Origin of the sequence: Natrinema pellirubrum DSM 15624, from assembly GCF_000230735.2 — an archaeon.
Lineage (GTDB): Archaea > Halobacteriota > Halobacteria > Halobacteriales > Natrialbaceae > Natrinema > Natrinema pellirubrum.
This window is the reverse complement of sequence record NC_019962.1, coordinates 130,374-144,596: the sequence shown is the minus strand read 5'-3', so window position 1 is coordinate 144,596 and position 14,223 is coordinate 130,374. Positions and strand designations below refer to the sequence as shown.

13 protein-coding genes are annotated in these 14,223 nt (G+C 66.1%); 6 read left to right on the top strand and 7 right to left on the bottom strand.

The window, feature by feature from the left end:
* Positions 1-145 precede the first annotated feature (145 nt).
* Complete coding sequence (locus tag NATPE_RS00715) at positions 146-715, bottom strand: DUF6789 family protein (protein WP_006183248.1); 570 nt, start codon at positions 713-715, stop codon at positions 146-148.
* A 114-nt stretch (positions 716-829) separates the two neighbouring features.
* Here NATPE_RS00715 and larE point away from each other — a divergent pair, with 114 nt between their 5' ends.
* Positions 830-1,675, top strand: coding sequence for an ATP-dependent sacrificial sulfur transferase LarE (gene larE, locus NATPE_RS00710; RefSeq protein WP_006183247.1), 846 nt, complete (start codon positions 830-832; stop codon positions 1,673-1,675).
* A gap of 197 nt (positions 1,676-1,872) precedes the next feature.
* Positions 1,873-2,229 (top strand): hypothetical protein, encoded by a 357-nt coding sequence (locus NATPE_RS00705; RefSeq protein WP_006183246.1) that lies wholly within the window; start codon positions 1,873-1,875, stop codon positions 2,227-2,229.
* 63 nt (positions 2,230-2,292) lie between these two features.
* Here the strand turns inward: NATPE_RS00705 and NATPE_RS00700 are convergent, their stop codons facing one another.
* The 4 genes from NATPE_RS00700 to NATPE_RS00685 all read right to left on the bottom strand — a co-directional run bounded on the left by NATPE_RS00700 (position 2,293) and on the right by NATPE_RS00685 (position 8,353).
* On the bottom strand, positions 2,293-2,577 hold the full coding sequence (locus NATPE_RS00700) for an amphi-Trp domain-containing protein (RefSeq protein ID WP_006183245.1): 285 nt from the start codon (positions 2,575-2,577) through the stop codon (positions 2,293-2,295).
* Between the two features lie 78 nt (positions 2,578-2,655).
* Positions 2,656-4,422: a nitrite/sulfite reductase gene (locus NATPE_RS00695; protein WP_006183244.1), complete on the bottom strand. Its 1,767-nt coding sequence runs from the start codon at positions 4,420-4,422 to the stop codon at positions 2,656-2,658.
* A 520-nt stretch (positions 4,423-4,942) separates the two neighbouring features.
* Positions 4,943-7,057 (bottom strand): assimilatory nitrate reductase NasA, encoded by a 2,115-nt coding sequence (gene nasA, locus NATPE_RS00690; RefSeq protein WP_049804967.1) that lies wholly within the window; start codon positions 7,055-7,057, stop codon positions 4,943-4,945.
* 348 nt (positions 7,058-7,405) lie between these two features.
* Complete coding sequence (locus tag NATPE_RS00685) at positions 7,406-8,353, bottom strand: twin-arginine translocase subunit TatC (RefSeq protein WP_006183242.1); 948 nt, start codon at positions 8,351-8,353, stop codon at positions 7,406-7,408.
* A 130-nt stretch (positions 8,354-8,483) separates the two neighbouring features.
* On the opposite strand from NATPE_RS00685, the gene NATPE_RS00680 reads away from it, so the two are divergent.
* Together NATPE_RS00680 and NATPE_RS00675 are read left to right on the top strand one after the other, a co-directional pair.
* Positions 8,484-10,829 (top strand): twin-arginine translocase subunit TatC, encoded by a 2,346-nt coding sequence (locus NATPE_RS00680; protein ID WP_006183241.1) that lies wholly within the window; start codon positions 8,484-8,486, stop codon positions 10,827-10,829.
* A gap of 133 nt (positions 10,830-10,962) precedes the next feature.
* A complete protein-coding gene (locus tag NATPE_RS00675) occupies positions 10,963-11,142 on the top strand; it encodes a hypothetical protein (RefSeq protein WP_006183240.1) in 180 nt (59 codons plus the stop codon).
* Between the two features lies 1 nt (position 11,143).
* On the opposite strand, the gene NATPE_RS00670 is transcribed toward NATPE_RS00675, so the two are convergent.
* Together NATPE_RS00670 and NATPE_RS00665 are read right to left on the bottom strand one after the other, a co-directional pair.
* Complete coding sequence (locus NATPE_RS00670) at positions 11,144-11,917, bottom strand: 23S rRNA (uridine(2552)-2'-O)-methyltransferase (protein ID WP_006183239.1); 774 nt, start codon at positions 11,915-11,917, stop codon at positions 11,144-11,146.
* A 105-nt stretch (positions 11,918-12,022) separates the two neighbouring features.
* Positions 12,023-12,910, bottom strand: a complete 888-nt coding sequence (locus NATPE_RS00665) for a DUF106 domain-containing protein (RefSeq protein ID WP_006183238.1) — start codon at positions 12,908-12,910, stop codon at positions 12,023-12,025.
* Between the two features lie 162 nt (positions 12,911-13,072).
* On the opposite strand from NATPE_RS00665, the gene NATPE_RS00660 reads away from it, so the two are divergent.
* A complete protein-coding gene (locus NATPE_RS00660) occupies positions 13,073-13,816 on the top strand; it encodes a DNA polymerase sliding clamp (protein WP_006183237.1) in 744 nt (247 codons plus the stop codon).
* Positions 13,817-13,898: 82 nt separating this feature from the next.
* On the top strand, positions 13,899-14,216 hold the full coding sequence (locus tag NATPE_RS00655; RefSeq protein ID WP_006183236.1) for a HalOD1 output domain-containing protein: 318 nt from the start codon (positions 13,899-13,901) through the stop codon (positions 14,214-14,216).
* The last annotated feature ends 7 nt before the right edge of the window (positions 14,217-14,223 follow it).

The following is a 14,223-nucleotide window of genomic DNA, read 5'->3' as shown; positions in this document are numbered from 1 at the left end:
GCCGAAATCGGCGTCCTCGAAGTTCTCGTTGCCAGTTCGTCGATCACGTTCTCGGTCTCCTCGCGTTCGTTCGGTCCCGCTGCCCAGTACGATGGTGGAGACGAAACAGCGGGCGGCTACCGCAGCCGCGTGATCGGGGCCGCGGTCAGTTGCCGTCGTCGTACTCGTACTCTCGTTCGGGGTCCTCGACGCCCTCGGTCCGGGAGCCGACCCAGGCCCCCAGCGAGAGCCCGTAGACGAGGTGACCGGCATGAAACAGCGTGAGTTCGTCGGCCTCGAGGCGGATGTCCAGCAGTCCCTGCAACACGACCTGCACGCCGACCACCGAGAGGACCATGCCGTAGATCGAGCCCCAGGCGAGCCCGCGCTGTTCGGGCTCGATGGACCGGCCGGCGGTGTACAGCGAGAATAGCCCGCCGAAGAGCGCGCCCGAACCCACCCCGTAGAGCAGGTGCAGTGCGATTCCGGGAATGGGGTGATCGTCGGGGTCACCGCCGCCGACGTACTGCGACCAGAAGTTCGCCGACGGGGGCAGCGATCGCAACAGCGGTAACCGGAACGCGGTCATGATCAGCGTCGCGACGAACCCGCCTTGAATCCCGCGGGCCACCGCGTCCACGAGGTGTTCCTCGCGAGTGTGGTCGTCGACATCGCTGGTGTGGCCCTCCGTGTCGGTGATCGACCGCAACCGTCGCAGGTGGTCTGAGACAGCCATGATAGTCTGAACACGCGCCCTACCACCGACGGCGTCTTAACGGCTCGGCGCGCGGATTACGGCCGTCGGACCAACGACAACGTGCTTTTGCCCGTCGGGACCCAACGCCGGGCCATGACAACGCTCGAGGCGAAACTCGAGGCCGCCCGCGCGGATCTCGCCGCACGGGACGGGGTCGTCGTGGCCTTCTCCGGCGGCGTCGACTCGAGCGCCGTGGCCGCGATCGCCCACGACGCGCTCGGCGAGGACGCGATCGCCTGCACCGCGAAAAGCGAGACCCTCCCCGGGGCCGAACTCGCGGACGCCCGCCGGGTGGCCGACGAGATCGGGATCCGCCATGAGATCGTTTCCTTCTCCGAACTCGAGAGCGACGCGTTCGTCGAAAACGACGACGATCGCTGCTATCACTGCCGGACGATGCGGCTGGGCGAGATGCTCGAGACCGCTCGAGAACTCGGCGTCGGGACGGTCTGTGACGGGACGAACGCGGACGATCCGGGCGCGGGACACCGGCCCGGGCTGCAGGCCGTCGAGGAACTGGACGTCCACTCGCCGCTGCTGGCTCACGACATCTCGAAGGACGAGGTCCGCGAGATCGCCGACCGCTACGATCTCTCGGTCGCGGACAAACCCTCGATGGCCTGTCTCTCCTCGCGGATCCCGACCGGCCTCGAGGTCACCGAGGATCGGCTGACCCGGATCGAGCGGGCCGAGGCCCTGCTCCGACAATGGGGGTTCGACCAGTTCCGGGTCCGCGACCACGACGGGCTGGCCCGTATCGAAGTCGCGCCCGACGAACTCGAGCGGGCGCTCGAACGCGAGTTCGTCGAGACGGTTCGCGCGGAACTCTCGGACCTCGGATTCGACCACGTCACGCTCGATCTACACGGCTACCGGACCGGCAGCGTTAGCCCCGACGAGGCGGCCGGCGGCGAACCGACCGCCACACGGGACGACTGACCGCCCGCCGGGTGTCGCGCCGTCGGCTCCTAGAAGTTCACAGATCGTCCGGATAGACCACCGATACGAACACGCACAGTCAGAATATAATCCAGTTCTCGGCAGGAAATCCATCAATTTCCGAATCTCTGGACTACCGTCCGATAATATTGCATATTGCGATACGAACGTAGCACTCGGGTTGGTATCAGTAATCGATGGAAGCCGACGTGCCGCTCGAGTGGACCACCGAAGAGTCTCGGACGTATACCCCGGCCGATACGGACCGAGAGATGCAGTATCGGACGTATCGTCACGAATCGGGAGACCTGCGGCTGAAGGTCGCGCCGGCCTCGCTGGAGGGCGAGGACCACCCCGGCTACGCGCTGACGGCCACGAGCTACCCCGGACTCGACCTTTCGGAGACCATCCGGGTCAGGACAGTGCTGACGTTCGAACGCTGTAACCGGATCGCCAGCGATTTCATGGATCTGTTCTCGGCCAGCTACGACGGCCCGGGCTCGCTCGAGGAGGCACTGGACTACGCCCACGAGCGAACACGCGAACACCGCTGACGGCGCAGTCCGGGGCCAGCCGGGTGCCGACGGGGGTCTCGGGCGATCGGTCGGCGGATGCGTTCACTCGATCTCCAACTCCCCGCTCCCGCCGTCTCCACCGTTGTCCTCGTCCCACTCGAGTTCGAATTCGATGCTCAGTTCGCCCGGGCTGTCGGCCGGTCCCTCGCGCTCGGCTTTGACCTCGAAGGTGGGCCGGGCGGGCGGCTCGAGCGTCACGGAGTCGGCACCGGCCGTAAGCGTGATCGATTTCCCGTCATCCAAGTTGTCGGCGACGCGACGCAGCATCGACGCGATCTCCGCTCGGCTCTGTTCGGTTTCCGATTTGAAGAGTACTTCTTCGGGCATGGGTGACAGTACGGTCCGTGAACTGATAAACACACGCTCGAGGAAGCGACTCGCCGAGCCCGCGGCGTCGCCGGTGTCTCAGTCGTCCGAGGGAACCGCGGACCCCTCGCCGGCGGCGGCCGCGGACTCGCTCTCGGCGAAGGGGTACCACGACTGCTTGGCGTCGGCCATGTAGGGGGCCTCGAAGTCCGTCTCCTCGGGCTCGCAGAACTCGACGAGCTGTTCCTCAGCGGTGGCGTCGACCCACTCGCGAAACGACTGCCCGTCCACACGGTGGGCCGCGTAGGCCTCGAGCAGGTTCCGGATCGCGCCGGGGGCCTCGTCGGCCGGAACCCGTTGCTGGACCCAGTCGATGAACGAGGGATCCTCGCCGACGCCGCCGCCGACGCCGATGTCGAAGGCCTCGACCATCTCGCCGTTCTTGCGGGCGCGCATCCCCTGCAGGCCGATGTCGGCGGTCATCGCCTGGCCGCAGTCGGCGGTGCAGCCGGAGTAGTGCATCTTGATCTTGCCGACGTCGTCGGGCAACTCGACGTTCTCGTTGAACCAGCGCAGCATGCGGGCCATCCGCGCTTTCGTCTCGGTCAACGCGATCGAACAGAACTCGGTGCCCGTACAGGCCATCGCACCGCGCTCGAAGGGGCTCGGTTCGGCGGGGTACGTCTCGAGCAGCGGTTCCGCGAGCAGGGCCTCAAGATCCTCGTCGGCGACATCGATGATAACGGGGTTCTGGCGGCGGGTCAGCCGGACCTCGCCGGAGCCGTACTCGTCGGCCAGATCGGCGAGTTCGATGGCGTCCTCGGCCGGGAGTCGACCGACGGGGACGCTCAGGCCGACGTAGTTCCTCCCGTCTTTCTGGTCGCCGACGCCGACGTGGTCGTGCTGGCCGTCCTCGACGGGGCGGCCGGCGTTGTAGGTGTACTCCTCGCGGAAATCCTCGCCGGCGGTGTGCATCTCGAAGTCGACGTACTCCGCCTGGAGCGTGTCCCGAATTTTCTCCATTCCCCAGTCCTCGGCGAAGAACCGGGCACGGTTCTTCGAGCGGTTCTGGCGGTCGCCGTAGTCGTGGTAGAGTTCGACGAAGCCACGGCCGACCTCGTAGGCGTTCTCCGGGCGGACGAAGACATCCAGCGGCGTCGCGGCGCGGGGCTGGCGGCCGCCGAGCCCACCGCCGATCCGGACGTTGAACCCGCGGACCTCCTCGCCGTCTACCTCCTTGGTCGCCGGCTCGAACCCGATGTCGTTGAGCGAGTCCTGGGCGCAGCCGACCGTACAGCCCGACGCGCTGATGTTGAACTTCCGGGGCATGTTCGCCAGCGAGTCGTCCTTGCGAAGCTCCTCCTCGAAACGCTCGAGCAGGGGGCCGGCCTCGACGAACTCCTCGGCCTTGCCGTGGAGCGGACAGCCCGAGATGTTGCGCATCGTGTCCCCGCCCGCCGAGCGGGAGTGGACGCCCGCGGCCTCGAGTTGCTCCCAGATCTCGGGGACGTCCTCGAGTTTGAGCCAGTGTAGTTGCACCGATTGGCGGGTCGTCAGGTCGATCCAGCCGTTGCCGAACTCGGGGTTTGCGACTGGCCCCTTCGCGTACTCGCGGGCGACTTCGCCGATCGTCCGGAGCTGGTCGGGCTCTAAGATGCCGCTAGCGTTGGTCAGCCGCATCATGAAATACGACTCCTGCCCGTCGCGCTGGTGGAACAGCCCCCAGAACTTGAAGCGGGTGAACCACGTCTCGCGTTCGTCCTCGGGGATGGCCTCGTAGCCGCCGTTGTCCGCGAACTCGAGGATATGGTCGCGGACCTCGTCGCCGTAACAGTCCGCCTTGCGCTCCTCTTTCTTATGCGCCATCGACGACCACCTCACCGACCTGACGATCTGACTCGAAATAGCGAGTTTCCTCTCCAAACATGTCGTAATTCACGTTTTGTTGGCATGGTACTGAAGCATATAACAGTAATCGTTCACATTCAATTGATTTTCTCCCAGTTTCAGTGGTGGGCGTCGTATCTCCAATGGAATATAGTCTGTATAAGGACGTATGTCGCGAGACACGCGAGCAGAGACTGGGGAATGTCAACCGCGATGGGCGCGACCGATCCTGATTCGCGGGGACGGACGACGCGACCGACTCGAGACGCGTCCGCCGCCGGACGAGACAAAAATGCCGGTCGTGAGAACACAACAGCGACGAACCGGCGGAGCCTTCGACGAACAAACAGTGTGAGCCCCAACGCGTGGATGGGTTCACCCGCCGGTCGGCCTCGGCCGTCTGGCGACGGCGCGACGCGGGTCCGATACAGTCTGCCGGGGAGGACGACCGGGAAGACCGCGAGGCCGAGAAAGACAACAGCGTCGTTAGCGTCGGCGATCAGGCGCTCGCTTCCGCGACCGCCGCGACGTCTCGGTCCCGCGGGGGCTCGAGACGGACCGCACACTGCTTGAAGTTCGGTTCGTTCGAGCGGGGATCGACGGCGGGCAGCGTGAGGTCGTTGACGGCGGGGTGGTGGATCGGCAGCCAGACGACGCCGTCGGGGATCGCCTCGTCGACCTCGACACGAGCCATCACCGACGCTCGCCGGGAGACGACGCGGGCGTACCGTTCGTCGCCCTCGTCAGCGGTTTCGACCGGACTCTCGAACTCGTCCGCGAACGCGGCTGCCGTCGCCGGACTGACCCGGGCCGTCGGCAGCTCGTCCTCGCGAGTCCGCACGCCGGTGTTGTACGCGTCCGGCCGGCGGGCGGTCGTCAGGGTGAACGGATAGGACTCGTCGGTCGGCTCCGGCAGCGGGCGGGCCTCGCCCGTCGAGAACTCGGCGCGGCCCGAGGGCGTGTAGAACGACCACGATTCGTCGAGGCCGTCGGCAGCGCCGTCCCGCTCGTCGGCGTCGGGCCCCTCGTAGTATCGGTAGCCGCCCGAGACGTCCGGCTCCGGGGCCGGCCAGCGGACCGCGGTCTCGTCCTCGAGACGGTCGTAGCTGATCCCCGAAAGGTCCGCGGGGGTGCCCTCGGTCAGCCCGACGAACTCCGCGAAGACCGAGTCGGGCTCGAGGGAGTCGTCGAACAGGTCGGGCACGAGCCGGTCGGCGAGCGCGCCGATCAGCTCGAGATCGGTCTTGACCCCCGGAGGCGTCTCGGTCGCGGCCCGCACGCGGGAGACGGTCCGTTCCATGTTGGTCGTCGTCCCCTCGGACTCGCCCCACGTCGCCGCGGGGAGAACGACATCGGCGTACTCGACGGTCTCGCTGTGGAACGCGTCCTGCACGACGAGGAACGCGTCGTCGAGTTTCTCGCGGACGCGCGTGGCGTCGGGCATGCCCGCGACGGGGTTGGTCGCCACCGCGTAGACGGCCTCGACGTCGTCGCCGACGACGTCGACGATGCCGACCGGGCCCGGGCCGGGGTCGTCGGGGAACCGCGAGACGGGGACGTCCCAGGTCTCGGCGACCTCGCGACGGTGGGCCGGATCGCCGAACGGACGGTGGCCGGGCCAGGACCCCTTCGAGGAGCAGACACGGGTCCCCATCGAGTTGGCCTGCCCGGTCAGTGAGAACGGACCGGAGCCGGGCCGGAGGTTGCCGGTCGTCAGACACAGATCGATCAGCGCACCCGCGGCCGCGGTGCCGTTGACGCTCTGATTGATTCCCATTCCCCAGTACAGCAGGCTGGGATCCTCGAGCGCCTCGGCCAGTTTATCGACGTCGGCCAGCGAGACGCCGGCCATCTCGGCGGCTTCGGCCGCGTCGGGGAGGTCCGCGCGGAGGGCCTCGAAGCCGACGGTCGCCTCGTCGACGAACTCGCGGTCGACACGGCCGGTCTCGACGACTCGAGCCAGAACGGCGCGAGCCAGCGCGAGGTCCGCACCCGGCTCGAGCGGGACGTGGTGGTCGGCGGCCTCGGCGGTCTCGCTGTGGACGGGGTCGACGACGATCAGCTCGGAGTCGTCCGCGTCGGCTGACTGGCGGATCCAGCGGAACATGACCGGGTGGGCGGCGGCCGGGTTCGCCCCCCAGACGACGTGACGCTCGGCCTCGGGGATGTCGTCGTACGTCGGCGGCGGCGCGTCGCTGCCGAAGGCGTCGTAGTACGCGGTGACGGCCGACGCCATACACAGCGTTGTGTTGGCGTCGTAGTAGAGCGTCCCGAAGCCGCCACGGGCGAGTTTGCCCAGCGCGTAGGCGGCCTCGTTGGTCTGCTGGCCGCTCCCGAGGACCGCGACGCCGTCGTCGCCACCCTCGAGCGCGGCCTCGAGTCCCTCCGCAGCGCGCTCTACGGCCGACTCCCAGGTCGTCGGTACGAGGTCGCCGTCCTCGCGGACGAGCGGCCGGGTCAGCCACTCCCCGTCCGGGTCGGCGGTTTCGCTGACGCCGCGTTGACACGCCAGTCCCTGATTGACCGGATGGCCGGCGTCGCCCCGGACGGTGTCGAGACCGTACCCGCGGTCGGGGGCCTGCTGGACGTGTCCGCAGCCGACCGCACACCGCATACACGTGGTCGGAACGAGTTCGGTCACGGGAGCCACCTCCGTGGACCGAAGCGCGCCGACACGTGTGATTTACAATCACACCCATTGTCAGAGTGTTTTCCCACCATCATTCAGATGTTCACGGATTAGCCAAACATTTGGACCCACTAAACGATGTTCGTTTACACATCATTGCTTTCCCTCCGAGAAGGAGCCGAACCAGCCAATATGTGAACGAATAGGGGGAGTATAAGGGAATTATATATCGAGTGTCGTCGGGTCAAATCGGACGTTCGGTCACGGCATTCGAGCAACTCGACTGATTGCGGCCGAATAGGGACAGCGACGAACGGCAGTAACGCGGGACGGCTACTCGGTTCCGACCCACTTGAGGACGAACAGCGTCCCCTCGAACAGCAGGATCATCGTGACCGCGACCAGGATGGGAGCCATCCCCGTCGGATCGAGGGTGAACATGAACGACAGGCCCGCGAAGGCCACCCAGAAATACAGCCGTTTCTGGGCCAGCCAGCGACGAGTCGTTACGCCCATCATGATCGCTAGCATGATAAAGAGCGGAATCTGGAAGACGATCGCGAGAAAGCCGGTCAGGGTGATGATCAGGTTGAACGTCTCACCCAGCGAGTACGCAATGTCGGCGCTTTCCTCGGCGTAGTAGGTGAAATACCGGAAGAGGATCGGCAACACCAGCACGTACGAGAACAACATCCCGAGCGCGCCGAGGACGACGCTCGTCGGGACGGCAGCGAGATAATACTTCCGTTCGTGGGGGTACAGCCCCGGCCGCATGAACAGGTAACACTCGTAGACAAAGGCCGGCAGCGCGACCATGATCCCCAGCAGCGAGGAGATCTTGATCCGTGTTAGCCACAGCTCGAGCGGGTTATAGAGGTGCGGCGGCGGCGCTTCGTTGCCCGACGGAAAGACGTTGAACCAGACGAACTGGATCGCGTCGGAGGCCCACAGCAGCCCGATCGCCGTCCCGCCGGCCCCGAACAGCAACACGACCGCCAGCCGGAGGACCATCTCCTCGATGTGGTCGGCCAGCGGCATCTCCTCGTCGTCCGGCGGCGTCTCGATTCCACCGATTTCCTCGTCGGCGTCGGGATAGGTCGGCGTCGGATCGTGTCGATCGCCGACGACGCCCTCGCCGTCCGTCTCGAGGTCGGGCCGCTCCGCGGCGGGGTCGGACGCCGGCCCGTCGAGTTCGGACTCGTCTGGCAGTTCCGAGGCAGCGTCTTCCCGCGGCTCTTCGGGCGCCTCGGCGTCCCGTCCGTCCACCGGCTCGTCCGACATCTACGGGATATTGATAGGCCACCGGTTATAGGCCTTTTTCTTACGGTGACCCTGAGAGAGTGAGAAGCCCGCTGACTCGCCCGTATCCACACGAAAGGTTGATAACTGGATGTCAGTTACCACCTACCCAATGAGTTCTGCCGTCGACGAGGACACCGCCCAGGCCATAAACACTGGCCGGGAGACGATCGGCGCACTACTCTCGGGCGCCCAGCAACACCTCAAGAAGGTGTTCGTCGTCTTCCTGCTCGGGTTCCTCGGCTCCTTCTACGCGCTTCGGATCATCGTCTGGGACTTCCTCGAGGCGACCGCGAAGTCACAGATGAGCGGTGACGTCGCCGCCTCGACGGACATCATCACACGGACGCCGTTCGAAGTGATCCTCCTGCAGGCCAAGATCGGAATGTTGACCGGCGCCGTCGTCGCCGTTCCCGCCTTGCTCTTTTTCTCCCGGAAAGCGCTTCGCCGTCGCGGCTACACCAGTTCCGTGCCGATCTCCCGCCGGTTCATCGCCGGGTTCATCCTCGCGTCGCTGTCCCTGTTCGTGGCCGGCGTCGTCTACGCTTACAGCATCTTCTTCCCCTTCGCCTTCGACTTCCTTGCCGGCAACGCCGTCAGCGCCGGCGTCAAACCGAGCTTCGGTATCACCGAGTTCACCGAGTTCATGGCGCTTTTGACGCTGTCGTTCGGACTCGCCGCCCAGCTCCCGCTGCTGATGGGCGTGTTGTCCTACACCGAGATTATCCCCTACGAGACGTTCCGGGACAAGTGGCGACACGCGGTCGTCGCCGTCACCGTCTTCGGCGGGCTGTTCTCCCCGCCGGACCCGTTCACGCTCGTGATGTGGGCGATGCCGATGGTCGGCCTCTACGTCTTCAGCCTCGGACTGGCGAAACTGGTCACCAATCTCCGCCGACGCGGCGCGGCCAAGGCCACCGGCTCGGGGACCGACCACATCAAACGACGGACGCTCCAGTTCGTCGGCGCGCTGGCTGCCGTCGCGATCGCGCTCTCCGCGGCCATCAATCAGGGCGGGTTCGACGAACTCGAGGAGTCGGTCTTCCCGCTGTTTCCCTCGCCGATCCGTCCAGCACCCGGCGGTCCGGGCGGATTAGGGACGTACGCAGCCGAGAACGGCCTGTTCGGTGACGTCGCCGTCGGAGCCGCGATCGCGCTCGTCGTCGGCGTGTTGGTGCTGTTTGCCTACACCGTCAAGGTCCTCCAGAGTCCCGTCTACCCGCGACAGGACGACATTCGGCGGGCCGACGATCCGTCTGACGTCGACTTCGAGACGCTCGACGTCGACGACATCGCCGACGTTCCCACGCAGGTCTTCCAGCGGATGAGCGAGGACGACGCACTCGACTACTCCCGGCAGGCCATGTACGACGACGACCGGGAGAAGGCCGAGGCGATCCTCGATCGCTTCGATACGGTTCAGGAGACGACGGAGAGCGATGGATCGGCGGAAGCGGCCGCGGGCGCGAGCGGTGGTGCGGCCGCGGCGGCCGGGGAGGGCGGGGCCGCCGAGGACGACGGCGGACTCTTCGCGAGTACCGCCGCCGGCATGCTCGATCCGTTCACCGAGGACGAGACCACGGAGGACGACATCGGCGGCTACGCCTACGACATCGCCTTCATCCTCAACAGCCTCACCTCGAAGGTGTTCCGCATCGTCGGCCTCTTCATGGTCGTCATGGGCGGGACCTTCTTCTGGCTCTACTCCGGCGGCCTCGGCGACGTACTCACGCTCTTCCTCGATCGGGTTCCCCGAGACGTCCTCGAAGAGGTCGTCGCGGACGGCGTCGATCCGAGTACGATGAGTCTCGAGGAACTCATCGCGGAGATGGACATCGTCGTCGCGTTACACCCCGTCGAGGTCCTCATCTTCGAGGTCAAAGTGAGCGCGCTGGCCGGGATCGTCGCCGTCCTCCCGCTGATCCTGTACTACGCCTGGCCCCCCGCCAAGGAACGGGGACTGGTCCGGGGCGACCGACGCACGTTCCTCGTCTGGGGCGGCGGGCTGCTCGGCGGCTTCGCCCTCGGGACCTACCTCGGGTTCTTCTGGGTTGCGCCGTCGATCATCTCGTATCTGGTCTCCGACGCGCTCGCCAACCAGATGATCGTCTCCTACCGGATCAAGAGCTTCTTCTGGCTCGTCATCTTCACGACCGTCGGGATCGGGTTCTTGCTGAACATCATCGTCACGATGGCGCTGTTCCACGTCGGCGGGGTCGTCAGCTATCGCTCGATGCTCGAGCGCTGGCGGCCGGTCGTCGTCGGCATCTTCGTCCTCGCGGCCTTCTTCAGCCCGAAGGGCGTGCTGATGATGCTCCTGTTCTCGATTCCGATCGCGCTCACCTACCTGCTCGGGCTGGGGATCCTCTACGTCCTGACCGGCGGTGGCCGGCTGTTCGGCGGTGGTGGCGGCGGCTCGACCGCCGAACCCGACGGGACCGGCGCGACTCCGGAGTAAGGGATCCGACCGACTGTCTTCCCGTTCCCCGTCGCCGCTCGAGCGACCGAGAAGCATAGTTCTCCCTCGAGCGAGACGAACGTCGCCGACCAGCTACGCTTAAGGCCGCGACTTGTGAACGATCGACCGACTGATGCCAAAGATCAGCGTCGAAATTCCGCAGGAACTCCTCGATGATCTCGACGACCACGTCGGCGACGACGGCAAGTTCGTCAACCGCAGCGACGCGATCCGGTCTTCGATCCGCAAGAACCTGGATATCTTAGACGAGATCGACAAACGGCACGATCGCCTCGAGAGCGACGGGGAGTGACCTACTCCCGGTCGACGCGCTGGGCGAATCCGAACCTCGGTTTGACATCCTCGACGCGGACCGCGACCGTCTCGCCGTCCTCGGCTCCGGGCACGAACAGCCGGTAGCCCTCGACCGAGGCGATGCCGTCGCCCTCGCTACCGACGTCGGTGATCTCGACCTCGAGTTCGTCGCCGGGCCGCACGGGTGCGGTGAGCCGACCCTTCCCGATGAAGTAGACCTCGGAGGACTCGTCGCGGCTCGCGTCGGGCGAGGTCGCGCGGACGTACTGGAACTCCTCCTCGACGTCGGCCCGGAAGTCGTCGACGTCGGGGCCTTCGAAGACCTTCACGACGAAGTCGCCGCCGGCCTCGAGCAGTTCGAGCGCGGTCTCGAAGGCCTGGCGTGCGAGATGCAGCGAGCGGGCCTGGTCCAGCGAGTACTCGCCGGACATGTTGGGTGCCATGTCCGAGATGACCGCATCGACGGTGCCGTCGGCGGCGTCGACGACTCGCTTGCGGGTCTTGTCCTCGGTCATGTCCCCGCGGAGGGTCTCGACGTTGTCGTGGTCCGCGAAGTCGTCGATCCGCTGGAAGTCGACGCCGATGACCTGTCCCTCCGGACCGACCTCCTCGGCGGCGACCTCGAGCCAGCCGCCGGGCGCGGCCCCGAGGTCGACGACGGTGTCGCCGCGGTCGATGACGTCCTCGAGTCGGTCCAGTTGTTTGAGCTTGTAGGCCGCACGGGAGCGGTAGCCCTCCTGTTTGGCCTTGTTGTAGTAGTGGTCGCGAGCCATCTGTGGTTCTTGAACGGGCTAGACGGCCGGGACGGATAGGTGTGGCGAGAGCGGCCGGCACGGCGGCCGACTCGCTCGAGCCACACCGTCTCAATGGGCGAGGCGCTACGAGGACGTCCCGGTCCGAAGTCCGAACACCTTCTGGATGAGCTGTCGGGCCGCCATCGAGCAGCAGAAATACCAGACGAGCCACGTCTGCATCGGGCCGACGAGGGACTGTTGCCACGTGACAGCGCCGGCGATCGGGACGACCAGCCCCGTTTCACCGGTCCCGAGATGGCCGCCGCGGACCTTCCAACGGAGCCAGAGAAAGACCGGGATCGTCAACAGCATGATCCACACCATCGGCCGGAACTGTAGCTTGAACATCCCGAGCTGATCGCCCGCGGCCGCCATTCGCTCCTCCTGCAGCCGCTCGAGGGCTTCCTCGTCGCCGCGCTCTTTGGCCGCCGCCGTTCGCTCCTGAAGGTCCGTCATCCGCTGTTTGTACTGCTCGAGTTTCTCACGATCCAGCAGCCGCGACTGTAACACGGTCGAGTAGAACCCGGTGACGACCGCGAGAAAGACGATGACGAGATGAAAGGGAACGAGTCCGGCAACGGGGCCGAAAATGGCGCTCTCGACCGACGCGACGATGTCCCGGATCCCCGTGTTCCAGTAGCCGGCGAACAGAAGCAACGCGAACGCGCCCGCGGCCTTGTCCGCGGTCGTCCACGACGGCGACTCGATCCCGTCCGTCCCCGCGTCCTCGGACGGGTCGTCGCCCCCGAGGAGCCGCTCGACGCGGCCGGGCTCGGCGATCGCGAATCCGCTCCCGGCGCTGACGAGAACCTCCTGTTCGATGAGCGTCCCCCACTGCTCGCTCGAGAGGGCGTCCCTGACGTCGCGCCACTCGAGTTCTTCCGTCCCGCCGTCCGACCGCTCGTAGACGATCATGAGCGCCTCCCTGATCGACTCGTTCTCGAGCAGCGTCACCAACTGGTCGATGGGCATTCGCTGATCGGTCGTCGCCACTAACGAATTATCAACCCTTTCGTTCCGGCGGTATCGCCGGGATCGATGGGTGGCCCGAACCGACCCGTCGTACTGCCGGCAGCGGTCCCGCCCGCGCGTAAAGGGTGCCTTTTTATGCCGACCGTCCGTACCCCGATCTATATGTTCAAGGCCATCGTGAGCGCCGAAACGCTCACCAGCGCGCTCGATTCGATCAGCGTGCTGGTCGACGAGTGCAAAATCCACCTCGAGGAAGACGGGCTGGAGATCCGGGCCGTCGATCCGGCCAACGTCGGGATGGTCGACCTCTCGCTCGATGCGTCTGCGTTCGAGTCCTACGAGGCCGACGGCGGGCTGATCGGTGTCGATCTCTCGCGGCTCGAAGACATCGCGGGCATGGCCGACGCCGGCCAGCTCATCCAGCTCGAACTCGACGAGGAGACCCGCAAGCTCCACATCCAGATCGACGGGCTCGAGTACACGCTCGCGCTCATCGACCCCGACTCCATCCGACAGGAGCCCGACATCCCGGATCTCGATCTCCCCGCCGAGGTCGTCCTCGAGGGGAAAGACGTCAACCGCTCGGTGACCGCCGCCGACATGGTCTCCGACCACATCGCCCTAGGCGTCGACGAGGGCGAGGAGTACTTCTACGTCGACGCCGCAGGCGACACCGACGACGTCCACCTCGAGCTGACCCAGGAAGATCTGATCGACCTCCAGCTCGGGCCCGCCCACTCGCTGTTCTCGCTGGACTATCTCAAGGACATGAACAAGGCGATCCCCGGCGACACCGAGGTCACGCTGGCGCTGGGCGAGGAGTTCCCCGTCAAGATCTACTTCGGCTTCGCCGAGGGGCAGGGCCAGGTCACCTACATGCTCGCGCCGCGCATCCAGAGCGACTGACCGTTCCGACCGTTCTCGCGATCACTTAAACGTTCGATATACGAAGGGCAGTGGCTACCCGACCGCTAGCCGACGATCGGGTATGCCCTCCACGAACGATACGACCGACGACCAGGAACCGGACGATCTCGAGTTCGTGACGACGTTCGATCCCGACAGCGAGCCGGCCAGCGAGGCCGTCGTCACCGCCGTCGCTGCGGTCCGTGGCTCGAAACCGACCGCGCTCGAGCCGCTGCACGCGGTCGTCGATCCGGACGCGCTCGATTCGCTGGTCGGCCACGCCGACCGGGTCGGCACCGCGGGCAGCCACCAGGTCTGGTTCACCTACGAGGGGTTCGATGTCGCCGTTCGCACCGACGGCAAGATCCGGCTCCGGGATGCGACCGTGACGGCCGACTGAGGCGGTT

Bases quoted from the DNA above. Each gene is read 5' to 3' on its own strand.
- NATPE_RS00695 (WP_006183244.1), bottom strand. From the start codon at position 4,422: ATGGCGCATAAGAAAGAGGAGCGCAAGGCGGACTGTTACGGCGACGAG.
- NATPE_RS00705 (WP_006183246.1), top strand. From the start codon at position 1,873: ATGGAAGCCGACGTGCCGCTCGAGTGGACCACCGAAGAGTCTCGGACG.
- NATPE_RS00655 (WP_006183236.1), top strand. From the start codon at position 13,899: ATGCCCTCCACGAACGATACGACCGACGACCAGGAACCGGACGATCTC.
- larE (WP_006183247.1), top strand. From the start codon at position 830: ATGACAACGCTCGAGGCGAAACTCGAGGCCGCCCGCGCGGATCTCGCC.
- nasA (WP_049804967.1), bottom strand. From the start codon at position 7,057: ATGCGGTGTGCGGTCGGCTGCGGACACGTCCAGCAGGCCCCCGACCGC.
- NATPE_RS00660 (WP_006183237.1), top strand. From the start codon at position 13,073: ATGTTCAAGGCCATCGTGAGCGCCGAAACGCTCACCAGCGCGCTCGAT.
- NATPE_RS00715 (WP_006183248.1), bottom strand. From the start codon at position 715: ATGGCTGTCTCAGACCACCTGCGACGGTTGCGGTCGATCACCGACACG.
- NATPE_RS00685 (WP_006183242.1), bottom strand. From the start codon at position 8,353: ATGTCGGACGAGCCGGTGGACGGACGGGACGCCGAGGCGCCCGAAGAG.
- NATPE_RS00670 (WP_006183239.1), bottom strand. From the start codon at position 11,917: ATGGCTCGCGACCACTACTACAACAAGGCCAAACAGGAGGGCTACCGC.
- NATPE_RS00700 (WP_006183245.1), bottom strand. From the start codon at position 2,577: ATGCCCGAAGAAGTACTCTTCAAATCGGAAACCGAACAGAGCCGAGCG.
- NATPE_RS00680 (WP_006183241.1), top strand. From the start codon at position 8,484: ATGAGTTCTGCCGTCGACGAGGACACCGCCCAGGCCATAAACACTGGC.
- NATPE_RS00665 (WP_006183238.1), bottom strand. From the start codon at position 12,910: ATGCCCATCGACCAGTTGGTGACGCTGCTCGAGAACGAGTCGATCAGG.
- NATPE_RS00675 (WP_006183240.1), top strand. From the start codon at position 10,963: ATGCCAAAGATCAGCGTCGAAATTCCGCAGGAACTCCTCGATGATCTC.